The following is a 20,465-nucleotide window of genomic DNA, read 5'->3' on the forward strand; positions in this document are numbered from 1 at the left end:
GTATTTCACATGATAAGTCCCCGATCCGCATGCACATCGCATTAAGAGTCCAGGGACTTTATTCATTTTGCCTAATTATTGATAAATTCAATCTTTTGACATCTGCAGTGTCGGTTTTTACTTTTCGCAGTTGCGTGTTTCTCGCACGTTTAGTTTGAAGTGGATTGATTATAAAATGCTTGCACTCCTCGCGTATTAAAATAGGAAACTAATCCACATCTAATCCTACAACCGGCTCCATAACACACTCCCTAATATTAAAGTTGCGGCCACTCCCACGATGGTTCCCCCATAGCTTCGCTTGTGATAAGAGATCCCTGTCTCAACCAGCTCAAACATGGTCATTGAGGGCAGTGAGAGAACTGTTTTCACGACGGGCCCGCCTCAATAAAGTCAACGTTCTCTCGGCTACCGCCATCATATGATGCCTAAGAAAAAAGGCCAACCAGAAATCTCTGATTGACCTAATAACACGAAATAAAGTCCTAGACTGTCGCTATTTTATTGAGCTAACGTTTCCCGTTAGTTTGACAAGATTATTAGAACTGAACACTAAATCCGTTGAATTTATGAATCCCAGTTCCAAATTTGACGAGATCATGTTCCCTCAGAAATTTAACTGCAATTTTTAAATACCCTTTTGTTTCATCGAAAACTGAAATATGGCCAGGAGAATGTCCTGGAGTGTGATATATAATTAATCTTCTGTCCCCTAGATCGAATATATCACCATCCTTCAACAAACCTGTCGGCTTTCCTTTAAAGGGTTGGTATGTATCCGGATTAAACCTTTCTGGAGTAGGCAAGGTTATATCTCTTCTAATATTCTTCCTGATTTGCTCTATTGTTAAGCCTTGAATCCCGTTAATTAGCCAGTCTTCATCTCCTTTATGGACAAAGATCCGTTCAAATTCGCCATGGTTACCTATGTGGTCAGTGTGGACATGTGTCGTAATAACTTTTAGAGGTAAAGATGTCAACTGCTCTGTTATTCTTTTGATATTATCAATCCCAAGCCCTGTATCAATTAATACCCCTTCTTGATTTCCCAATACTAAAAATGAATGTACTTTCTCCCAATGTCCGTATTCACTAATTGCGTATGTATTATCATCAATCCGTTGCACTGTAAACCAACGATCTCTAATCATAGAAGCCTCCAAATTAGATTCTTTACGTCTTCTAAATTATACACTTAGCATTGAAATTTTGCCCGTTAGCTTAATGAAGCATCATCAGTCTAATACTTTATTTTTCAGTCTAAATCTTTATTTTCTCATAGTGTAGCCTTCCTCTCGCAAAAACCTACAACTTAAAATGGTTGCAATATGTCGAATGCTGAAGTAAAATTTTTTAAGCTCATTCCATATAGGAGGATAACAATGATTTATAGAAACGCTACTGTTGATGATATATCTGCTATAGTGGAATTACAAAAAAAATATCACATTACAACCATTAGTGAAAAAGACAAACACGATGGCTTCGTAACAACCTTATTTACAGAAGAACAATTTAAGGAATTAATTGAAAAAGAAAATGGAATTACAATTGCATGTCATGGCCAGAAGATTATTGCTTATGTGATGGCTGCCTCATGGAAGTATTGGGCTAAGTGGCCTCTTTTTCAATTTATGATTGACGATTTGAAAGATACAGAATATAAGGGGATTACGCTTTCTACTGAAAACACTTATCAGTATGGGCCAATTTGCATTGATATGGATTACAGGGGGACGGTAGTACTCCGAAAGGTTTTTGATTTTTCCAGAATGCAAATGAGTAAAAAATATCCGATATTGATAACTTTTATAAACCACATCAATCATAGATCTTACGCTGCCCATACCAAAAAGCTTGGTCTTGACGTGATTAAAAGCTTTGATTTCAACAATAATACTTACTATGAATTGGGTTGTTTCACATCAGAATGATTGGATGTAATTGTAATTTTGGACCATCCATAAGCCTATTTTACATCTCAATACCAAACCTCATGGAAATCGCCCTTCAACTAACCTACCAGACCAATTTAAGGGCGATTAGAATTAGAGATATTACCGATTAAGATCGAAACGACTAGCATTGAATCAGCTTAACTTACCGGTCAAAAATTGTGCCTCCCCCAGTCCAAAACTCCAATCATCATCATTATTTTCAACAATAGATACCATTAAATCGGTTGGTGCGATGCCGCATTCAGCTTCTAACCTTTCAGCCAGCAAGGAGTAGAGCTTTTGTTTCTTCTCTTTTGGCCGGGCTTTGCTTATTATGGAGAGAATAACTAGACTATCGGTACGGTTAAATCCTAGCCCAGTATCCTCATTAATCATATGGTCCGCCGGGTGTTCGTGAACGATTTGGTAACGATCTCGCTCAGGAACGTCAAAAGCTTCCACAACAACTTGGTGGGCAACATCCAAAAGTTTTTTGAGGCTTGCTTTATCTCGTCCTTTAATAAGATCAAAACGAAGTAATGGCATTCTAACTTCCTCCCTTTAATAAAAATTATTTTTCCCTATTTATTATCAACCATTCTAATAAAAGAAAATTATCGGACTACGGGTACACGCTCCTCCAACAGTACCAGTAGCTGCTCTTCAAATGATTCTGAAAACTTCATATGAGATGGATTTTGAGGGCAGTTCTAAGTTTTATGCGGTATTTATTCAGATAATCTGTGATCCGGTAAACTGCTTCTTCCGAATCTTCTGATTGCTCAGGCAGAAAGAAGTTTACTCCGAAAGGCTGGCAGACTTTTTAATTATATTCGTTAATAGCATTCAATCTTTTGAACAGTTTATTAAACTCTTTTAATTTAGCCTTATCCTCGACTTTGACCCCTGAACAATAGAAAGAAATATTACCGTTGCCTTCATCTAAAGAATTCATTTCTTCCAGTACTTTTTTTAGATTTTTTGCAGTTCCATTATTTCCATCAATTATATTAACATCCGATGAAAATAATTTTCTAAATATATCTTTATAGTAAGAAAAGTGAGTACATCCTAAAACAATAGTTTCATACTTACTTAAATCATATATAGATAATTGTTCTTGAAGATAAGGCAGCACTATTTGCTCGTTAAACTCAAAACTTTCTGCAAACTGAACTAATTTCGGAAGAGGTAATAAATCAACAACATGTTCGTTATCTAATTTAGTAATAAGATTTTGAAGTCTTTCTTCCCTTAGAGTCAAAGCAGTAGCAGTTACTAAAACTCGTTTATCTATATTTTTTTTTGATTTAACAGCTGGTTTTACGGCAGGCTCCATACCAATGATTGGAATACTGTATTTTCCCCTTATTTCTTCGATTGCTGCGCTTGTGGCAGTATTACAAGCAATCACTATCGCTTTTACTTTTTGCTGGCTAATAAATTCTATAGCATTTAAAACATACTTTTTAACTTCATCTTTCGTTTTGTGCCCATATGGAACATTTATTGTATCTGCGTAATACATATAATCTTCATTAGGTAAAACTTTTAATGTATCATGCAATACAGTAATGCCTCCAATACCAGAATCAAAAAAACCTATTTGCATTTTTCTATTCCTCCAATAAGGAATTAATTCACCAATTCCAATTGTATCTGGTTCCAATGTAAATTACCCAGGATCTAACTAAAGCTCTTGATCAGGATGAATACGAGCATGGTTCAAATTTCCTATCGCTCCTTTTTGACTTGAAATGACTGCACCGGATAGCAATATTATAGCAGCAACAACAAGCACCAAAGTGGCAAGAAGTAGTGATAGGCTATAGCTATGCGCCACTTCTAAAACGATTCCGACTCCGATTGGACCGAGTATTTGCCCGATACCAAAAAATCCTGTCATCAAAGCAATTGCTCTATTACCACTAAATGGTCTAGACATACGTGCTGCGGCGATAGCGAGCATGGAAATGCCCATAAAAGTGCCTCCAAAAAGGACAGATCCTAACGTCACGCCGAATATATTGGGAAGCCATACCGGTAGTATGACCCCAACAGCCTGCAGGATAAGCGCAATAATCAATGGTTTGATGTAACCGACTTTACTCGCCCACCAGGACCAGATCACTGTTGATGGTACCGCCGCTATCCCAACGATAATCCAGCTAAAGTCAGCAAAACTTGACATATGAGGCATTTGCTTAACCATTGCTACAAGAAACGTCGCGCTTACTAAATAACCTAACCCCTCAAGTCCATAAGCAATAAGTAGCCAGCCGAAAATAGATGGATTTTCCGCTGATGAACTCAGGGATTCAGCATTTTGAGTTATAGGTTTCGGCTCTTTATCGTGGATAAATGACCAAACGGGTACGATAAGGATGATACTAATGATCAAAAGGCCGATCCAAGGCCCCCTCCAAGTGAAAATGCTAAGAAAAGGCGCAAGTAAACCAACTAAAACAATACCAACGCCAACTCCTCCGTAAAATATACCTACCCAATTTTCACGCTTATCTGAAAACAACGCATCCAACACTAAACTTGATGATAGAACGAAAATAAGGCCGCTACTAATTCCAGCAAGAAAGCGCAAAATCATCCACCACAAAAATGATGAAGTGATTCCCATAAGTCCCGTTAAAATGATGCAGAGTACCAATTGCATCCGAAGATGATAGGCTCTTCGGGATCCCCAGGTTATGAAACCTGCACCAAAGGCAGCGATAAGGTAACCCAAGTTATTACTCCCTGCCAAATATCCGGATTCCGTAGCGGATAGATGAGCTTGTGATTGCATCAATGGAAGTATGGAAGTATATGAAAAACGTCCGATTCCCATTGCAATAATGAGCATAACTAAACCACCGATCATGGTCTTTGTGGAATTAAACAATTTCGCATTTTTAGCTCCTGAATTCTCCATGAGACTGACCTGTCACCCTTCTAAATTCAATTTACCTCTTAATACATCAATTAATATGAACATAAGTCCTGGTTAACATTAAAAAAAACAATTCTTATAACAAAGAAATGACGGTAGACACCATCCGGGATTTACCAACTTTTGAATCTTCAAATTCTATTGTTTTCCTAAAAAATCCAACATTAGTTCTCCAATTTCATATGCATGTGTTTCCAATGCAAAGTGCCCAGTATCTAATAAATGAATCTCGGCTTTAGGTAAATCTTTCTTAAAAGCCTCAGCACCAGCCGGAATAAAGGAAACATCATTTTCACCCCAGACTGCTAGCAAGGGCGGCTGATATTCACGGAGATACTGTTGAAACTCCGGGTACATTTTTACATTATTTTGGTAATCAAAAATTAAATCCAATTGTTTCTCATCATTTCCCGGCCGGGACATATAAGCAATATCAAGAGTATACCCATCTGGGGAAACTTGACTTTCCTTTGTTCCATCAACATATTGGCCCTTGATTGTGTTAGGCGCAAATGCTGTCCTATAACTTTCCCTTTTTTCTTGTGTAGGATAACGCCAATAATCTTCTCGTGCCGCCCATTTTCCTCCTAGTCCTTCAAGATAAATGTTGCCATTTTGGCTTATTATTGCTGTTACACGTTCTGGATGGTGCTTGGCAATGCGAAAGCCAATAGGGGCTCCGTAGTCAAAGACATATAACGCATATTTAGTAAGCCCTAGTTTATCGATGAAAGTTTCGATAATTTCAGTAATATGGTCAAATGTATACTGGAAATCTTCTCTGTCAGGTGATGAGGTATTCCCGAACCCCGGATAATCAGGAGCAATTAAATAGTAGTCTTTTTCTAAAATAGGTATTAGCTCTCTAAACATATGACTTGCGGATGGAAAGCCATGAAGCAATAAAATGACTGGCTTGTTGGGATTACCAGCCTCACGATAAAATACGTTTAATCCTTCTATCTCTAATGAATGATAAGCCCTCATACTATAACCTCCTGTTTTCTTCATAAGACCTGCCGTTTACTAAACTAATTGTAACTCCTCAAAAATATCGTGTAAAATGAATTTATACGATTTGTAATATCAAAATTATCAATAATAAAATGGAGGAATGACGGTGGACATCCGGGACTTGCAGATTTTTCTGGCGGTTGCGAACGAAGGAAGCATTACCAAAGCAGCCGAAAAAATGGAATATGTTCAGTCGAGTATAAGCATCCGTATCCAGCAGCTTGAAAAGAAACTGAAAACAGCGTTATTTCGTCGTGGCCGGCAAGGGGTTCGGCTCACAACATCCGGAGAGACACTCAAGTCCTATGCTGAGAAAATTGTCTTTCTTACTCAAGAGGCAGAACGAGTCGTGGCAGATAACTCAATCCCAAGAGGCCCGCTTCGGATCGGATCGCCTGAAACCACAGCTGCGATTCGGCTACCATCTATTCTCACTGATTACCATAAATCCTATCCAGAGGTGGATTTGGCATTAAAAACTGGAACGACGGAAGAACTTATCCATTTAGTGTTGAAATACGAGTTGGACGGAGCTTTCGTAGCTGCGCCAGTTGATCATGCTGAGCTCGATATTACTGAGGTAGGGGTTGAGGAACTTGCGTTTATATCGGGAGGACAATTCCCCTCAATAGATCAGCCTGAACAATTGCAAAATCTTACTTTACTAGTATTTCGTGTTGGGTGTTCATACCGACGAAAACTCGAGGATTGGTTACATTTGCAAGGAATTATTCCTGCTAAGATCATGGAGTTCGGAACATTGGAAGGAATCCTTGGATGTATTCATGCTGGTCTCGGAGTATCCCTTTTACCTCGCTCGGTGGTTGAAAGAGCCACGGTTCAATATAACTTGCGATCTCAAGAAATCTCGGAAGAATTCTATAAAACCCCGACTCTATTCATACGTCGTAAAGATACTTATGAAACTGCAGCTATATCCGAATTTATCCGGATTTCAAAACAGAGGTTCATTCTTACGTAATCTGCCATCGAAAGTTATCGACAATATCCTACATTTTAGAGCACCATATTAACGAGAACAAACCATACTGTGTAATTAACTTATAGAAACCGCAGCCTTCTAGCGGACTGGCGTCATGGGCAACAAAACAAAGAAAGCAGCTGATCACATTGGTCGGCTGCTTTCTTGTTGTTATAGAGCTAACGGCTGTAAAAAACTTCGATAACATTACCATTCAACCATTGCAGACCAAGCAAACGTAAACCGTGGTACGATTTATCTTCATTATCAGGACAAATATGATTTATTGAATCAAATCATGGAGACACACATTAATAAATTAAAAGAAAATAGATACCTGGGCATGTCAGATGGAATGGGCTGATGCTCTTGTTCCATATTTGCAGCCAAAAATCCATGTCTGCTAATGATAAGCGTATAGAACGGTTAAAATGTTGGCGAGACCCCTTATATTAAACTTCATGATCCTTAAATTAAAATATCTCGCTACATGCTTTCTAACAAACACATTTCCACCCGTAACTAATGTAAGTTTCATAAGATCCACCTTCTAATTAACTAAAAAATGTCCTAGCAATCACTTGGTCTAGGTGCAGAAGGGCCAAGACCAATGGAACAAAGCCAATTCAGTACTACCTCATGCAGCACGTTGATGTTGTCTACCTGGCAGTGTTCTAATCCGCCAAGTCTTCTATCCTCTATGGCGAAGAACGTCTTGTTTTTCGAACCAGCCTGCTCGTAATTTTTAAGAGCTTGCGTTAGTGGATTGGGCTGAACTAATATCTCTTCCGCACCGTGCATCACAAGAAGCGGGCATTCTATCTGGTGAAGCACGCCCTCGAGATTGTAGGCAAAACGAGGATTTTCCGCAAAGTCATCCAAGCTTTTTGCACCCAGGATTCTCATGCCGTGAGCAGCCAAACTCGGCGGCATCCATTTTAGCATTGCTTCCCAGTCGAATGCGTGGGTACCTCCGTCAGAGATGACGGCAGCAATCCTGTGGTCGAAGGAAGCAAATCTAAGGGAGTCGTATGCCGCAAAGCTCTCACCATGGACAATAATCTTGCTAGGATCCACTTCCGGTCTAGTCAGAAGAAAGTCGATTGCTCTTGAATGAAAAGCCTCGCTGTCAGCTCGTCTGCCCTTTCCCTTTTCGTACATTGAGAGACCGGTCCCAGGCTGGTCATAGACCATAAAGTTATATCCACACGAAATAAAGGCAGGCCCTAACCAGAAATAGTTCTCAATTGACCACTCATCACCACCATTAAGAGCCAAAATTGTGGGCTTCGGACCTTTTATCCAAGAAGGTGAGAAAAAGTACCCATCCAACTTGACATCCTCATAATCTACTTGGATTTTCTCTGGTTTGACATCGAAGTACTTTCCGGCAGCTTCGAAGAGTTCATTTACCTTCCTAAATATACGGATTTTCTCGGTGTCATTATCCATCACAGCATATTCAGCGATTCGGTGGTAATTGCAAGCACGAATGTAGCAGTTACGTGCTGTATACCAGTTTCCAAAAGCTTCTGCCTCCTTGCCATGCCTTTCCATGGCCTCTGCTGTTATGAGCCATTCCCTATGCCATGTTTCCTTATCATTGGGATCTATTTTTTTGCATGCTTCATAAATTTCGGTGACATCAGTAGCACCAAGACTTGCCATGCCTAGAGCTTTAGTTACTTGATATGACATCATATAGTTGTTTGGCCAACGACTGAATTCAATTGACATTGCAGTATCCTCCTTTTCTAGTTCTATTGATTACTCCCGTTCTTCTCTGATTAAGCAAGGGTGTATGTTTCGAAATGGTAGCACCTATCTATGTCGGTGCCGTAAACTTGATTTTCTACCATATCATTTCCTCCTATTAATTTTTTTGTAGTGTTTAAGCTACAAGTAAATTTTAAGATATAAAAATAAAGCTTCTCTAAAAGGAAAATAAATCTTTATAAAGAGAATATAGAAAATCATAAAGTACTAAAAAGCAAAAAGACCACTGCCTATGTTCTGTACTTTCAACCAGCAGCGGCCTCTAAATTATTGTAAAAAAATAAAATTAATGTTTTGCAAGTGGAAGGCTGAACTTTATGCCCAGACCGCCATACTCAGAAGAATATGCATAGATTTCTCCACCATGATGTTCAATAATTGATTTACAGCTTGCAAGTCCAAGCCCTATCCCGCCATTTTCAATTTGCCGAGATTTATCCACAGTGAAAAATTTAAGAAATAGTGAAGAGATATCCTTATCCGGCACTCCAGTCCCATTATCCTCAATTTCAAAATAGGCATAAGAACCTTGTGAGTATCCAGTCATATACACTTTCAACTCATTATTTCCTCCATATCTTACAACATTACTGAAGAGATTACCAAAGACCCGACCAATCATAATTTCATTGACCATAAGCATTACATTTCCCGTGAATAAATGTTTGTAAACAAGCTCACAGTCAAGTCCTGATAGCTCATATTCATATTCTAGGGCAATGTTTTCAAATAATTTTGATGCATCAACGGGTTTCACAGTCATGGATTCTAAATCCTGTTTCTCTTTGGTGAAGCTTACAAAGTCATTGATGAGTTCAGCCATATATTTTGACTTTTTTTGTATCAACTCATAATATTCCTGCTTTTCATTTTCTGATAGACCCTTTTGCATAGCTAACAGTTCAGCAAAACCATTAATAGATGTTAATGGTGCCTTTAGATCGTGAGCAATGGCAGCAATGATATCCGTTTGCTCTTTGTGTGCTAGTTGGAGCCTCTTTTCCATCTTATTAAAGTGATTATAAAGGTCTCCAATTTCATCATTACTCCTTAATGCAAGTGGAGGCAATGGATGCACAATATTTATTCTTTCCAATCTGGTATTAAGCAGTCCGATTGGTTTTTCTATAAAAAAATAAATATACATAATCAAAATAATAAAGATGAAACAGGCAATAGCAAATATAGGAAAGAGTAATCCTATATATGAGGGATTCAGTAATGAACTGGATATAGGTGAATATGCTGCAAAGATAAACTTTAAATAGATTCCAATTGAAACCATAAAAACTATAAACATCACTAGGAACAGTAAAGGCAGCTTTATTTTCAGTTTCATACCATTACTCTCTTTCCTTATACTTATATCCGATGCCCCAAATTGTTTTAATAAAGTCATATTCAGGACCAAGTTTCTTACGGATATTTTTTATATGAACCGTTACGGTATTTAATTCTCCGTATTCGTCTCCCCAGACATATTCATATATCCGCTCACGAGTCAATACATTATTGGGGTTATGCATGAGCATGGACAATATTTGAAATTCCTTTGTTGATAAGTTAAGCTTTCTGTTATTTAGAAATGCTTCAAAGGTCTTATCATTCAAGATGAGAGGAGAATCTGTCCTTTCTCTATTGGGACTAAGTTCATTCCACTCTTTAAGCAGCCTGTCAACTTTTCTGAAGTTGGCCCTTATCCTGGAAGTAAGCTCCTGAATGCTAAAGGGCTTTGTCATATAATCATCTGCCCCTATTTCGAGCCCAACGATTTTATCAATATCCTTATCCCGAGCGCTTAAAAACAGAATTGGAGCATTATAAGAATTTCTGATGCTTCGGCAGACATCAAGACCATTCATACCAGGCATCATTATATCAAGAATGATGAAATCAATGTGATTTTCTTTCAATGCACATAAGGCTTCTTTCCCAGAATATGCTGGAATCGTTTCAAATCCCTCATAACTTAAACTCTTTGTTATGAGTTTTACTATATCTTTATCATCATCTACAATTAATATCTTTTTTTGCACTTTTGCACCTCCGAGCTGCTTTAATATACTTTTGCGAGTCTACCAGTTGCGGCAGCATGATGCAATGAATACAATAACAAGAATAGCGACCAGATTGGCCATCCCGCCCTGAATGAGAAACGGGACGGCCAAAATTAACACAGCCTGCGTAAACAAAGCGATGCTGGCTAACAAAGGCGGTGAATAACGGTCCACCAAAGGACCCCCGAGAAAGCTGAAAATCGACGCCGCAGATACGGCCGTATACGTGAAGCTGGTCATCGCCACCGACTGTGTCGATTGCTGAACAAAATACAGCAGGACGATAGAATAAATGCTATCCGCGATATTGGCAGAAGTACGAGATGCGAAGAAACGGATAAAACGGCTATCCTTAAACAATAGATTCACATCTTCATCTTCTTACTGCAAAATAGTCAAAGCATTCAAAAGCCTGTCACGAGCAGTCTGGAAGATTTGATGGATATACTGCCGGTTTTCTTTATATGGAATAGTAAGTGAAATTTTCAGAATATCCCCTACATGCTCTGACTCGAAGAAAATGACCTTGTTGACATTAGTCTGTGTGCTTTCAGTATATAGATTGTCGAGCAATTCTGCATTATCGCGTCCCTCACCTAAATAGTTGAATACGATGGGCAGCTGTCCAAGTCCCTTTTTCAAAAAGCTACTGGATACTGGGTAAGCTTCCTCCATTTCCGCATTGAAGATCAGGTTGAAAAAGTTCAAATGATAGCGTGAAGCAAAGTCCAGATGGGTATGGATGCTCTTTTCATAGGGTTCCATGTCATCTTCCTGCAGTACAACGGGGATATGATCAATACACTCGCCTACGATTCCAAAATAATTCCGGTCGCCATATTGCCTTCCATAATTAGTAAGCCAAAGCGGAACATCAGAGCCTTCGAAATAGCTGCTGAAAAAACGTACAGCCATTTGAAGCGAAATCTCCCACATCATCGCAGGGCCGTGCTGCTCTGAAATTCCGCTTAAATTCAGCGTACAGCGATATCTAGTAGTGTCAGCATAGTTGCGTTCTTCGGTCAGCGCGTGGATACGTTCATTATTCTCACCAAACCTCTGAAGTTCGAATTGCTCGCTGATTTCCTGATCTCTGATTCCTTGAGGGCCTTGACGGATATGGTTCACATAATCCCGGTACTGCACCTCTTCTATCGTATATTCCTGTTGCGGGTGATGATATTCATCAAGAAGCTGTCTGCGTAAGATGTCGCTGCTCGTAGCATCAAAGATGATGTGCGAGCAAGGAAATAACAACAGATGTTCACGCAAATTTAAGCGAACCAGGACAATCCGGTACTGCAACGATTGTGTAAGTTCATAAGGTTCTAAAAACAGGCTGGAAGCGATAGATAAAAGTAGCCTACGTTGTGCTTGTACCGGCTGATCCGAGAGATCAACAATCGGTATAGAAAGATGCTCTGAAGCTGGATGCAGCTCCCATTCCCATGCTCCGGACGATTGAACAAGCACACTTCTTAGCAATTCATGGCGGTGAAGAAGCCGCTGAATTGTTGCGGTCAAACGCTCGGTGTCCAAGTAGCTATCTAACTGTATAGCCATGCCTGAGCCTGTAAAATGCTGCAAATGATACTGCTGAGCTGGTGCAAGCGGATAGCACCCAATAGCATTTAGACTTAATATATTGGTATTCCAGCTTATATTTGACTCGGCAATGCTAGTAAGCCATTCATCGGCTTGTAGTTTAAGTAAGGTTTCTTGTTCTTCGTTAGTTGGTAGAGTCCCAAAAATTCTATCTGGTTCGTCGGTTCCCCAGCGAACGATATAATGGGGATGAAGGTCTGGATGGATACGAGATTGGATAAACGCTGTGATTGCCTGGACTTGTTCTGTGTGAAAAGGCTTAACTTGCAGGAACAAATAGTCTTGCTTATCGGCGGATACGAAATGAAGCCATGCCTGTACACCAAACGCATCGGCAATTGCCTGCTCAACCTCCTGAGTTTTCGCAATAAGCGTATCCGTGTTCTCTCCGCCCTCTTCACCACGTTGTAACAGCTTGGCCAGGTTTCTGATCGTTTGATATCGCAGCAATTGATGTATATCTAGTGGAATGTTCGATTCCTGCATTTTGGATACCAACTGAATGGCCTTCAATGAATGACCTCCAAGCTCGAAAAATCCGTCGTCAATGCCGATCTTTTCAACGCCAAGCACTGCTTGCCACAGATTGGCCAATTGTTGTTGCACTTCATTAGTCGGAGCAACATATTCCATATCGGAACCGCTGGTCATTTCTGGTTCAGGCAATGCTTGGCGGTCGATTTTACCGTTCGTTGTCAGAGGAAAAGCCGGTAGGAACACATAATGGTCAGGAATCATATAAGCCGGTAACTGGCCAGTCAAATGGGTTTTCATATCATGCTTAGATAGCGGTACGTCAGTTGCGATATAAGCACAGAGCGTTTTTTGGCCATCCTTCGTGCTTTTTACCGCTACGTGCGCCTCCTGAACCGCATCATGTCTCATGAGCAGGTTTTCAATTTCCCCAGGTTCAATACGATATCCGCGGATTTTAACCTGCTGGTCTATCCGTCCGAGATACTCCAGATTGCCATCCGGTAGCCATCTGCCCAAATCACCTGTCCGATACATTTTTCCGCCCGGAATGAATGGATTAGGGACAAAATTTAGCTGGGTCAGATCATCCCGGTTCAGGTAGCCACGCGCAAGACCATCCCCGCCAACACATATTTCTCCTTGAGCACCAATGGGCAGCAGCCTGCTTGAAGAATCCATAATATAAACGGTTGAATTGCCAATCGGACGGCCAATAGGAATACTGTTATATTCCTTATCAATCGGGAAATAAGTAGAAAAGGTGGTGTTTTCCGTGGGTCCATAAACGTTGATAACGTTCAGCCCCGGAGAATATGCTCTCACCGTATTAATGATCCCGGGTAAAAGCACGTCCCCGCCCACCAGCAGGTGCTTTAGCGAAGCAAAGAGATTTGGTTTATGCTGGGTGAGCTGATTAAACAAAGGCGATGTCAGCCACATCGTTGTAATATGATATCGATCCAGCGCTTCACCAAGCTGAACAGCATCCAAGATTACGGATTCCGGTACAATGTACAAGCGCAATCCGTTCAGCAAAGCTCCCCAAATTTCAAAGGTACAGGCATCGAACACGAGCGCCCCTGTTAGCAAAATGCGTTCGTTCTCGGCAAATGGCATGTAATTGGTGTTCTTCACTAGCCGTATGACATTCCGGTGTTCAACCATGACACCCTTGGGACGCCCGGTCGAACCGGATGTATACATGACATACGCCAGGTCGTCTGCCGTCATCGATTCAGAAAGAATGAAGTCGTCTGAATCGTAGGAGTTGATGTCTGCCAGATCCAGAACCATACCGGAGAAATTGAAAGTGTTCATCTGTTTTCCCTTGCCGGACAGGGTTAGCAAAATTTCGCTGCCGCTATCCTGAAGCATGAACATAATCCGTTCCTGCGGATAAGAAGGCTCCAGCGGCAAGTAGGCTCCACCCGCCTTCAAAATACCAAGAATACCGATAATCATTTCTGGTGAACGTTCAGTCAAGATGCCTACGATGGTTTCTGACACAACGCCCAGTTTCCGCAGTTTCGAGGCTAGTTGATTAGCTTTTATATTTAATTCACGGTAGGTTAGCTCACGATCTTCAAATACAACCGCTACTGCTTCCGGTGTTTTCTCTGCTTGTTCTTTAAAGGCGCGATGTATAGTGTGATCGGATGGGTACGGTCTTCGTGTATCGTTAAATTCAAACAAAATCTGTTGTTTTTCCTCTGCCGTCAAAAGATCAATCTCCGAAACCCGGATATTTGGGTTCTGAATCACTTGCTCCATGATTTGGATGAGGTGGGCAGCCAATTGTTTGATCGCATTTTTGTTATACGTCAATGCATTATAACTAAATTTGATTTCCAGCTCGCGCCCAGGCATGACGATTACATTTAAATCATAGTTGGTCTGTTCAATATCCTCAACTTTACCAACACGGAGAGATTTGGATTTTACTTCCGTGTCCACAAGTTCTTCCGAAACTGGGAAATTCTCAAAGGCAACAATATGCTGGATCAGGTTTTGTTTTAGTACACTATGGGCTTGAATATCAGCCAAGGAACAATAGGAATACCGATTGGACTCCATCAAGGAATCCTGTATAGACGTAAGCAAGTCGGAAAATCGAAGTTCTGCGGAGCTTTTAATACGTACAGGTATGGTATTAATGAATAATCCGACCATATTTTCAATCCCAGAGACCTCATCAGGTCTGCCCGACACAACGGACCCGAAAATGACATCATTACTATTGTTGTACGCTTGTAGTAACAAGCCCCATACGGTTTGAAATAAAGTGCTGACGGTAACACAGTTTTGCTTGGCCATTTGCTCCATGCCTTGGGTCAGCTGCTCTCCCCATGTGCATATGAGCTGCTCTGCCTGAAACGAAGAATCAACGGATCGGGTATAGCCGGGCACAATGGTTTCATTTTCAAAATAATCTATATAATGGTTCCAGTATGCTGCTACTTCCTCTTTATTTTGTCTTTCCAACCACTGAATAAAGCTGCTGAATGGATAGACGGGCTCTAATTTTAAAGGTGTATCGTCCCGAAGTGATGTGTAAATTTCAAAAAAATCTTTGGCTACCGTTCGCAGGCACCAGCCGTCCATAATTATATGATGAGAAATCCAGATAAGCTTCGAGATATCCTCATCCCACTGCACAAGCGCTAACCGGATAAGAACTTCCTTCTCCAGGTCAAAACCTCTCTGCCGCTCTTCCTGTAAAATGGCTTGGAGTCGTCTCTGCTTTTCCGCCTCCGGTAGACCGCGCACATCTTCGGTATGCCCAGGAGTAGCTGATCGTTCCTCCAGTACAACCTGAAGAGGACGATCCGTCTCCTTATACACGAATACCGTACGGAAAATATCATAGCGGTCAATCAGCCTTTGTAGGCTTCGGCTGATTAGGTCGGTATCCATAGCTTCATGAATGGTAATAATCGTTTGTTCGAAATAAGCCTCTGACTTTTCATCAGCTATGGCATGAAATAGCATTCCCTCCTGCATCGGGGAAAGCGGATAGAGGTCTTTAATTTTCACTTGGTGGTTTAACAGCTTATCTGTCAAACGATTTGCAATATTTTCAAACTGGTCCAAAGACAATTGCCCATATGTAAAATCCGTCGGGCTTTGTTCTGCTGTTTCCTTAGCACAGCAATGGCGAATAAGTTCGATCAGATGATTCTTAAAGCTGGCTGTAAGTTGCGCCACCGTCGATGCTTCATATTCACGCGCGTTATATTCGAATACAATGCTGAGTCTTTCATTAGCCACCACACCATGAATACCAAAGCCGGGTGCTTTTTCAGTCAGAGGGCTGATTGCGGAACCGGCAAACATGGATAGTGCCGAGGTACGCCATGTTGTACCTTCTCTGGCTTCTTCGTCAAAGTTAAAGCTGATCTCAGGTGGCTTGGCAGAAAAAAAAGTTGTTTTATCCTGCTGCTCCCTGTTGGTCAAATAGCGTAAAATACCATAGCCAGCACCCTGGTTGGGTACACGCCGCAAATTGTCTTTAATCAGCTTGATTTGATAGGCCAGATCTTCGGGCTTGCTCACATGTACCACAAACGGATATACGGACGTAAACCGGCCAACTGTACGGGATACGTCAATGTCTTTAATCCAATCCGTCCTGTTATGACTAGCCACCTGGACTGCAATTTCAGCATGTCCGCTCCATTCATAAAAAGCTAATCCTAGCGCCGTCAGTAAAATATCATTTATTTCTGTATTGTAGGCATGGTGCGCGTGTTTCAACAGGTTTTCAGTTTCTTCCCGGCTGAGTGTCACTTCTGATTGGTGTGCGTCACGGATGAGGCTAACCGAAACCTCATGATCTTTTGGCAGAGGACGTACCTCACGGGCTTCTACCTCATTCCAATAGTTTATTTCCTGACGCACCTGCGCGCTATGCGCGTACTTGGATAAACGTGCTGCCCATTCCTTATAGGAATCAGTTTTGGCAGGCAATTGTAGCTTTTGACCGTTAGCAGCCTGCTGATAGGCTTTTTCCAGGTCTTCCAACAGAATTTTCCACGATACACCGTCTACGACAAGATGGTGAATGACGATTAATAAATGGTCGGCTTCCTGCAGCCGGAATAAAGCCAAACGCACAAGCGGGCCGTTACGCAAATCAAAGCCGCGTTGTAACGCGTCAGCCAATTGTAAGATTTCTGCCTCAGGTTGATCAGCATGTAATAAGTTGTAGCTTTCCATTGTGAAGCATTCACCTTCGGCTGTGCCTCTGTTATAGGCGACAGGTTTTTTTTCTCGCTCATCAAAGGTAATTCGCAAGGCATCATGGTGCGTGGTCAGCTTATCCATGGCGCTTCTCAGCCAGGTTTCATTCCATCTTTCGGTGTTCTGGAGCATGACAACCTGATTGTAATGATGACGTTCGGTTTGATGATACTCAAAAAATTCCCACTGGATTGGCGTCAGCTCCACTGCACCTTTGACTGCCCCTTGCGGGATGATCCGTGTTATTGTCTTAATATAAGGAACGATCAAATCAATCTGCGGATGACGGAACAAATCCTTCATGTCCATTTTGAGGCCCTTTGCATTCAACCGGGCTGCAATTTGCAGTGCTTTGATAGAATCTCCGCCGAGCTCGAAAAAGTTGTTGCGCAGGCCAATCGGATTAGCGCCAAGAACTTCCTCCCAGATGGAAGCGAGTGTCTGCTCCAATTCGCTCCGCGGCGCTTCATATTCGGTATCGGTCAACACAAAATCTTCGGGTTCCGGAAGCGCATGACGATCAATTTTGCCGTTATGGGTCAAAGGCAATTGATCCAGCACGATAATATGTGCGGGCACCATATAGCTCGGCAACTGCTTGGCCAGCTCTGTCCGCAGGAAGGATTTGTTGGCTGCACCTGCTACGTAGGCGCACAAATACTTTTGTCCGCCCTTATCCGTTCTATCCGTGACCACCACTTGGCGTACCTCATCCAATTGGAGTAAGGCCGACTCAATTTCCCCAGGCTCGATCCGGTAGCCACGAATTTTCACCTGAAAGTCAACTCGGCCGATGAAATCAATGTTGCCATCCGGCAGCCAGCGTGCCAGATCTCCGGTGCGGTACAGACGCTCTCCGTTCACAAAAGGATTCGGTACAAATTTCTCCGCCGTCAAGTCAGGACGGTGCAAATATCCGCGGGCTACTGAGGCACCGCCCAAGCACAGCTCCCCGGCTACACCGATCGGGAGCGGACGCAAAGCCTCATCCAGGATATATACTTTATGATTGGGCAGTGCCTTTCCAATCGGGACGATACCGGATGAAGGCATACGTTCAGCAGTTTCTTCATAAAAGCTGGAATCAATTGCAGCTTCGGTTACACCATAGGTATTCATGATGCGCATCGTATCACCGAAGCGATTCAAAAGTGTCCGATAATTATCAACGCCAAAGCTGTCCGCGCCTGTAGTAAGCAGCTTCATGGCACTGACATCTGTACCGTGTTCATATACATAGTCCATAAGCAGCGTCAACAAGGCTGGCGGAGCTTCAAACGTCGTAATTTTATGCTGCTCGAGGACCTGCGCCAAAGCTGGAGGATCGTTGCGCACATCCTGCGGGCAGATGACCATGGTGCCCCCGTTCACAAATGTCTTGGCCAGATCACCTGCAAAGACATCGAACGACATACTGGCAATCTGAAGGAGCTTGACTGGAAATTCTTTTAACTGGTGAGCTTCTCTATAGCCCCACGCCGTATTTACGTAATGGCGATGCTCGATCATCACGCCTTTGGCGTTGCCCGTCGTTCCCGATGTGTAAATGACGTAAGCCAAAGCCTCAGGATCATGGATAGGTGTGTAAGTGGGCCCCTGTTGGTAGGCCTGCTCCGCTTGCGAAGCTTGTTGAAGTAATACTGGCAAATCCAGCACTTCACCTACAAAATCCACATCTGCCAGTAGTTCAGTCAGGGAAGATTGCGTGAGCATAATCGTAGCCCTGCTATCCTGCAGCATGTAAGTAATTCTCTCCTTCGGGTAGGTCGGATCGACAGGTACGTAGGCAGCTCCCGCTTTCATAATGCCTAGCACAGCGATAATCATATCTGCTGAACGCTCAAGCATCACGGCGACGAGATGCTCGCGTTCGACTCCGCGGCTTTGTAGCGCTTGAGCAAGCAGATTGGCCTTCTCATTCAGCTCATGATAGGTCAGTGCGCTATCTTCGTAGATGACAGCAGTCTGTTCCGGCACACGTTCTGCCTGCGCCTCAAATATTCCATGGAACGTCCCAGCAGGATAGGCGGCAACCGGTCCGCTCCATACATTGGTGAGCTCAGCCTTCTCGCTAGCAGTCAGCAGGCGAATGTCCTCCAGCGGGAGTTCAGGTGCATGTGCAATCTGAACGAGTACGTGCTCCAAATGTCCGGCTAACCGTTTCATGGCTTCATCGCTGTAGACATAGCTGTTGTAGGACAGCATAAAGCCCAGTGCTTTTCCGTCTTCTACTTCGATATTGAAGTGGTAAGGCGTTTCTTCAGACAACTGGGCGTCCTCTACGACAAATCCAAGCCGTTCCTGCAAATCAGGCCGACCAACTATATCCTCTAGTGGGTAGTTTTCAAATACAACAAAATGATCCATAAGTTGCTGCTTGAGCACTGACTGGGCCTGTATTTCAGCGAGTGAACAATAGTCATATGCCCGTGATTGAACCATGTTACGCTGCACTTCACGAAGCAGACTTGAAAACAGCTGGTCTGCATCCCATTTGATTCGTACCGGTATGGTGTTTATGAAAAGTCCCAACATCTGTTCTACACCTGCAAGCTCCGGCGGCCGACCGGAAACAACGGTGCCGAAAACGACGTCTTCACTTTGGTTGTATCCACCAAGCACCACTCCCCATGCGGCCAGAAACAGACTGCTAAGGGTTGTGCCGTTGTGTTCTGCCACCGTTCGCAAATGACGGGTTGTTTCATCCGTGAGTGTTATTTTATGCTCATGCAGCAGGTACCCGGTATCTGCCAGGAGTGAATGTGCTACAGGCAGGGTCGGCAGCACGGCTGGCTGATCATAGCTGTTCAGAATGGACTGCCAGTACTCCTTCGCCGCCTTCTTATCCTGCTTATCCAGCCAGCGGGCATAGCCCGTATAAGGCTGCGGTGTCGGCAGTTGTACAGTCTTACCCGCTTTCAGTGCTTCATAAGCCGCGAACAGCTCTTCCATAACGATGCCGAGGCACCAACCGTCCATAATTATATGATGAAAGCTTAAAAGTAGCGTATATACGTGCGTTTTGGTTTGAAGCACCGTCAGACGAATGAGTAAATCCTTGCTCAGATCGTAACGCTGGTTCCGATCTGTGTCTGCATAGCTGTGAATGGCTGCAGCTTGCTCTGCCTCGGGAATATTTATCAAATTCTCGTAACGAAGCACCGCATTTCGCTCCTTAAACACGATGAGCCGCGAACGGGAGGCGCTTTGATGATAAATATTCGAACGAAGCGCCTCATGACGCTGCACCAGAGTCTGGAAGCTCTTTTGCAGAGCCTCCAGGTTCAGTTCACCCCTAATGGTCATTCGTACCTGCTCATAGTAAGCCTGTGATTCTGGCTCCATCACTGTATGAAAGAGCATCCCCTCCTGCAAAGGCGTTAAATTAGCCACTTTTTCGATTTCAAGGCTTTTACTCATCGGATTTCCCC

13 protein-coding genes and 1 pseudogene are annotated in these 20,465 nt (G+C 42.5%); 3 read left to right on the plus strand and 11 right to left on the minus strand.

Annotated elements, in window-relative coordinates:
* Positions 1-225: 225 nt before the first annotated feature.
* Together OIU26_RS20690 and OIU26_RS20695 are read right to left on the minus strand one after the other, a co-directional pair.
* On the minus strand, positions 226-372 hold the full coding sequence (locus tag OIU26_RS20690) for a hypothetical protein (RefSeq protein ID WP_013371239.1): 147 nt from the start codon (positions 370-372) through the stop codon (positions 226-228).
* A 167-nt stretch (positions 373-539) separates the two neighbouring features.
* Positions 540-1,151, minus strand: coding sequence for an MBL fold metallo-hydrolase (locus OIU26_RS20695; protein ID WP_264217867.1), 612 nt, complete (start codon positions 1,149-1,151; stop codon positions 540-542).
* Between the two features lie 231 nt (positions 1,152-1,382).
* Between OIU26_RS20695 and OIU26_RS20700 the strand changes: the two genes are divergently transcribed.
* Positions 1,383-1,934 (plus strand): GNAT family acetyltransferase, encoded by a 552-nt coding sequence (locus OIU26_RS20700; RefSeq protein ID WP_264217868.1) that lies wholly within the window; start codon positions 1,383-1,385, stop codon positions 1,932-1,934.
* Between the two features lie 156 nt (positions 1,935-2,090).
* On the opposite strand, the gene OIU26_RS20705 is transcribed toward OIU26_RS20700, so the two are convergent.
* The 4 genes from OIU26_RS20705 to OIU26_RS20720 form a co-directional block, all read right to left on the minus strand.
* Entirely contained in the window at positions 2,091-2,483 is a 393-nt protein-coding gene (locus OIU26_RS20705) for a tautomerase family protein (RefSeq protein ID WP_264217869.1), read from the minus strand.
* Positions 2,484-2,760: 277 nt separating this feature from the next.
* Positions 2,761-3,549 carry a glutamate racemase gene (gene murI, locus OIU26_RS20710; RefSeq protein ID WP_264217896.1) on the minus strand — a complete coding sequence of 263 codons (789 nt, stop codon included), beginning with the start codon at positions 3,547-3,549 and terminating at the stop codon, positions 2,761-2,763.
* A 78-nt stretch (positions 3,550-3,627) separates the two neighbouring features.
* Complete coding sequence (locus OIU26_RS20715) at positions 3,628-4,866, minus strand: YbfB/YjiJ family MFS transporter (RefSeq protein ID WP_264217870.1); 1,239 nt, start codon at positions 4,864-4,866, stop codon at positions 3,628-3,630.
* 156 nt (positions 4,867-5,022) lie between these two features.
* Complete coding sequence (locus tag OIU26_RS20720) at positions 5,023-5,871, minus strand: alpha/beta fold hydrolase (protein WP_264217871.1); 849 nt, start codon at positions 5,869-5,871, stop codon at positions 5,023-5,025.
* 133 nt (positions 5,872-6,004) lie between these two features.
* Here OIU26_RS20720 and OIU26_RS20725 point away from each other — a divergent pair, with 133 nt between their 5' ends.
* Positions 6,005-6,880 carry a LysR family transcriptional regulator gene (locus tag OIU26_RS20725; protein WP_436449180.1) on the plus strand — a complete coding sequence of 292 codons (876 nt, stop codon included), beginning with the start codon at positions 6,005-6,007 and terminating at the stop codon, positions 6,878-6,880.
* Between the two features lie 140 nt (positions 6,881-7,020).
* Positions 7,021-7,266: pseudogene (locus OIU26_RS20730) on the plus strand (TetR/AcrR family transcriptional regulator); the annotation flags it as partial.
* 184 nt (positions 7,267-7,450) lie between these two features.
* Here the strand turns inward: OIU26_RS20730 and OIU26_RS20735 are convergent.
* From OIU26_RS20735 to OIU26_RS20755, 5 genes are all read right to left on the minus strand, one after another.
* Entirely contained in the window at positions 7,451-8,617 is a 1,167-nt protein-coding gene (locus OIU26_RS20735) for an esterase FrsA (RefSeq protein WP_264217873.1), read from the minus strand.
* A gap of 325 nt (positions 8,618-8,942) precedes the next feature.
* A complete protein-coding gene (locus tag OIU26_RS20740) occupies positions 8,943-9,995 on the minus strand; it encodes a HAMP domain-containing sensor histidine kinase (protein ID WP_165083924.1) in 1,053 nt (350 codons plus the stop codon).
* Positions 9,996-9,999: 4 nt separating this feature from the next.
* Positions 10,000-10,692: a response regulator transcription factor gene (locus OIU26_RS20745; protein WP_264217874.1), complete on the minus strand. Its 693-nt coding sequence runs from the start codon at positions 10,690-10,692 to the stop codon at positions 10,000-10,002.
* Between the two features lie 39 nt (positions 10,693-10,731).
* Complete coding sequence (locus OIU26_RS20750; RefSeq protein ID WP_264217875.1) at positions 10,732-11,082, minus strand: hypothetical protein; 351 nt, start codon at positions 11,080-11,082, stop codon at positions 10,732-10,734.
* A 12-nt stretch (positions 11,083-11,094) separates the two neighbouring features.
* Positions 11,095-20,454 carry a non-ribosomal peptide synthetase gene (locus OIU26_RS20755; protein ID WP_264217876.1) on the minus strand — a complete coding sequence of 3,120 codons (9,360 nt, stop codon included), beginning with the start codon at positions 20,452-20,454 and terminating at the stop codon, positions 11,095-11,097.
* Positions 20,455-20,465 lie beyond the last annotated feature (11 nt).

The organism is Paenibacillus sp. BT-177 (genome assembly GCF_025846815.2).
Classification (GTDB): domain Bacteria; phylum Bacillota; class Bacilli; order Paenibacillales; family Paenibacillaceae; genus Paenibacillus; species Paenibacillus polymyxa_C.

Coding starts and splice junctions, on each gene's coding strand:
- OIU26_RS20695 (WP_264217867.1), bottom strand. CDS start 1,151: ATGATTAGAGATCGTTGGTTTACAGTGCAACGGATTGATGATAATACA.
- OIU26_RS20700 (WP_264217868.1), top strand. CDS start 1,383: ATGATTTATAGAAACGCTACTGTTGATGATATATCTGCTATAGTGGAA.
- OIU26_RS20705 (WP_264217869.1), bottom strand. CDS start 2,483: ATGCCATTACTTCGTTTTGATCTTATTAAAGGACGAGATAAAGCAAGC.
- murI (WP_264217896.1), bottom strand. CDS start 3,549: ATGCAAATAGGTTTTTTTGATTCTGGTATTGGAGGCATTACTGTATTG.
- OIU26_RS20715 (WP_264217870.1), bottom strand. CDS start 4,866: ATGGAGAATTCAGGAGCTAAAAATGCGAAATTGTTTAATTCCACAAAG.
- OIU26_RS20720 (WP_264217871.1), bottom strand. CDS start 5,871: ATGAGGGCTTATCATTCATTAGAGATAGAAGGATTAAACGTATTTTAT.
- OIU26_RS20735 (WP_264217873.1), bottom strand. CDS start 8,617: ATGTCAATTGAATTCAGTCGTTGGCCAAACAACTATATGATGTCATAT.
- OIU26_RS20740 (WP_165083924.1), bottom strand. CDS start 9,995: ATGAAACTGAAAATAAAGCTGCCTTTACTGTTCCTAGTGATGTTTATA.
- OIU26_RS20755 (WP_264217876.1), bottom strand. CDS start 20,454: ATGAGTAAAAGCCTTGAAATCGAAAAAGTGGCTAATTTAACGCCTTTG.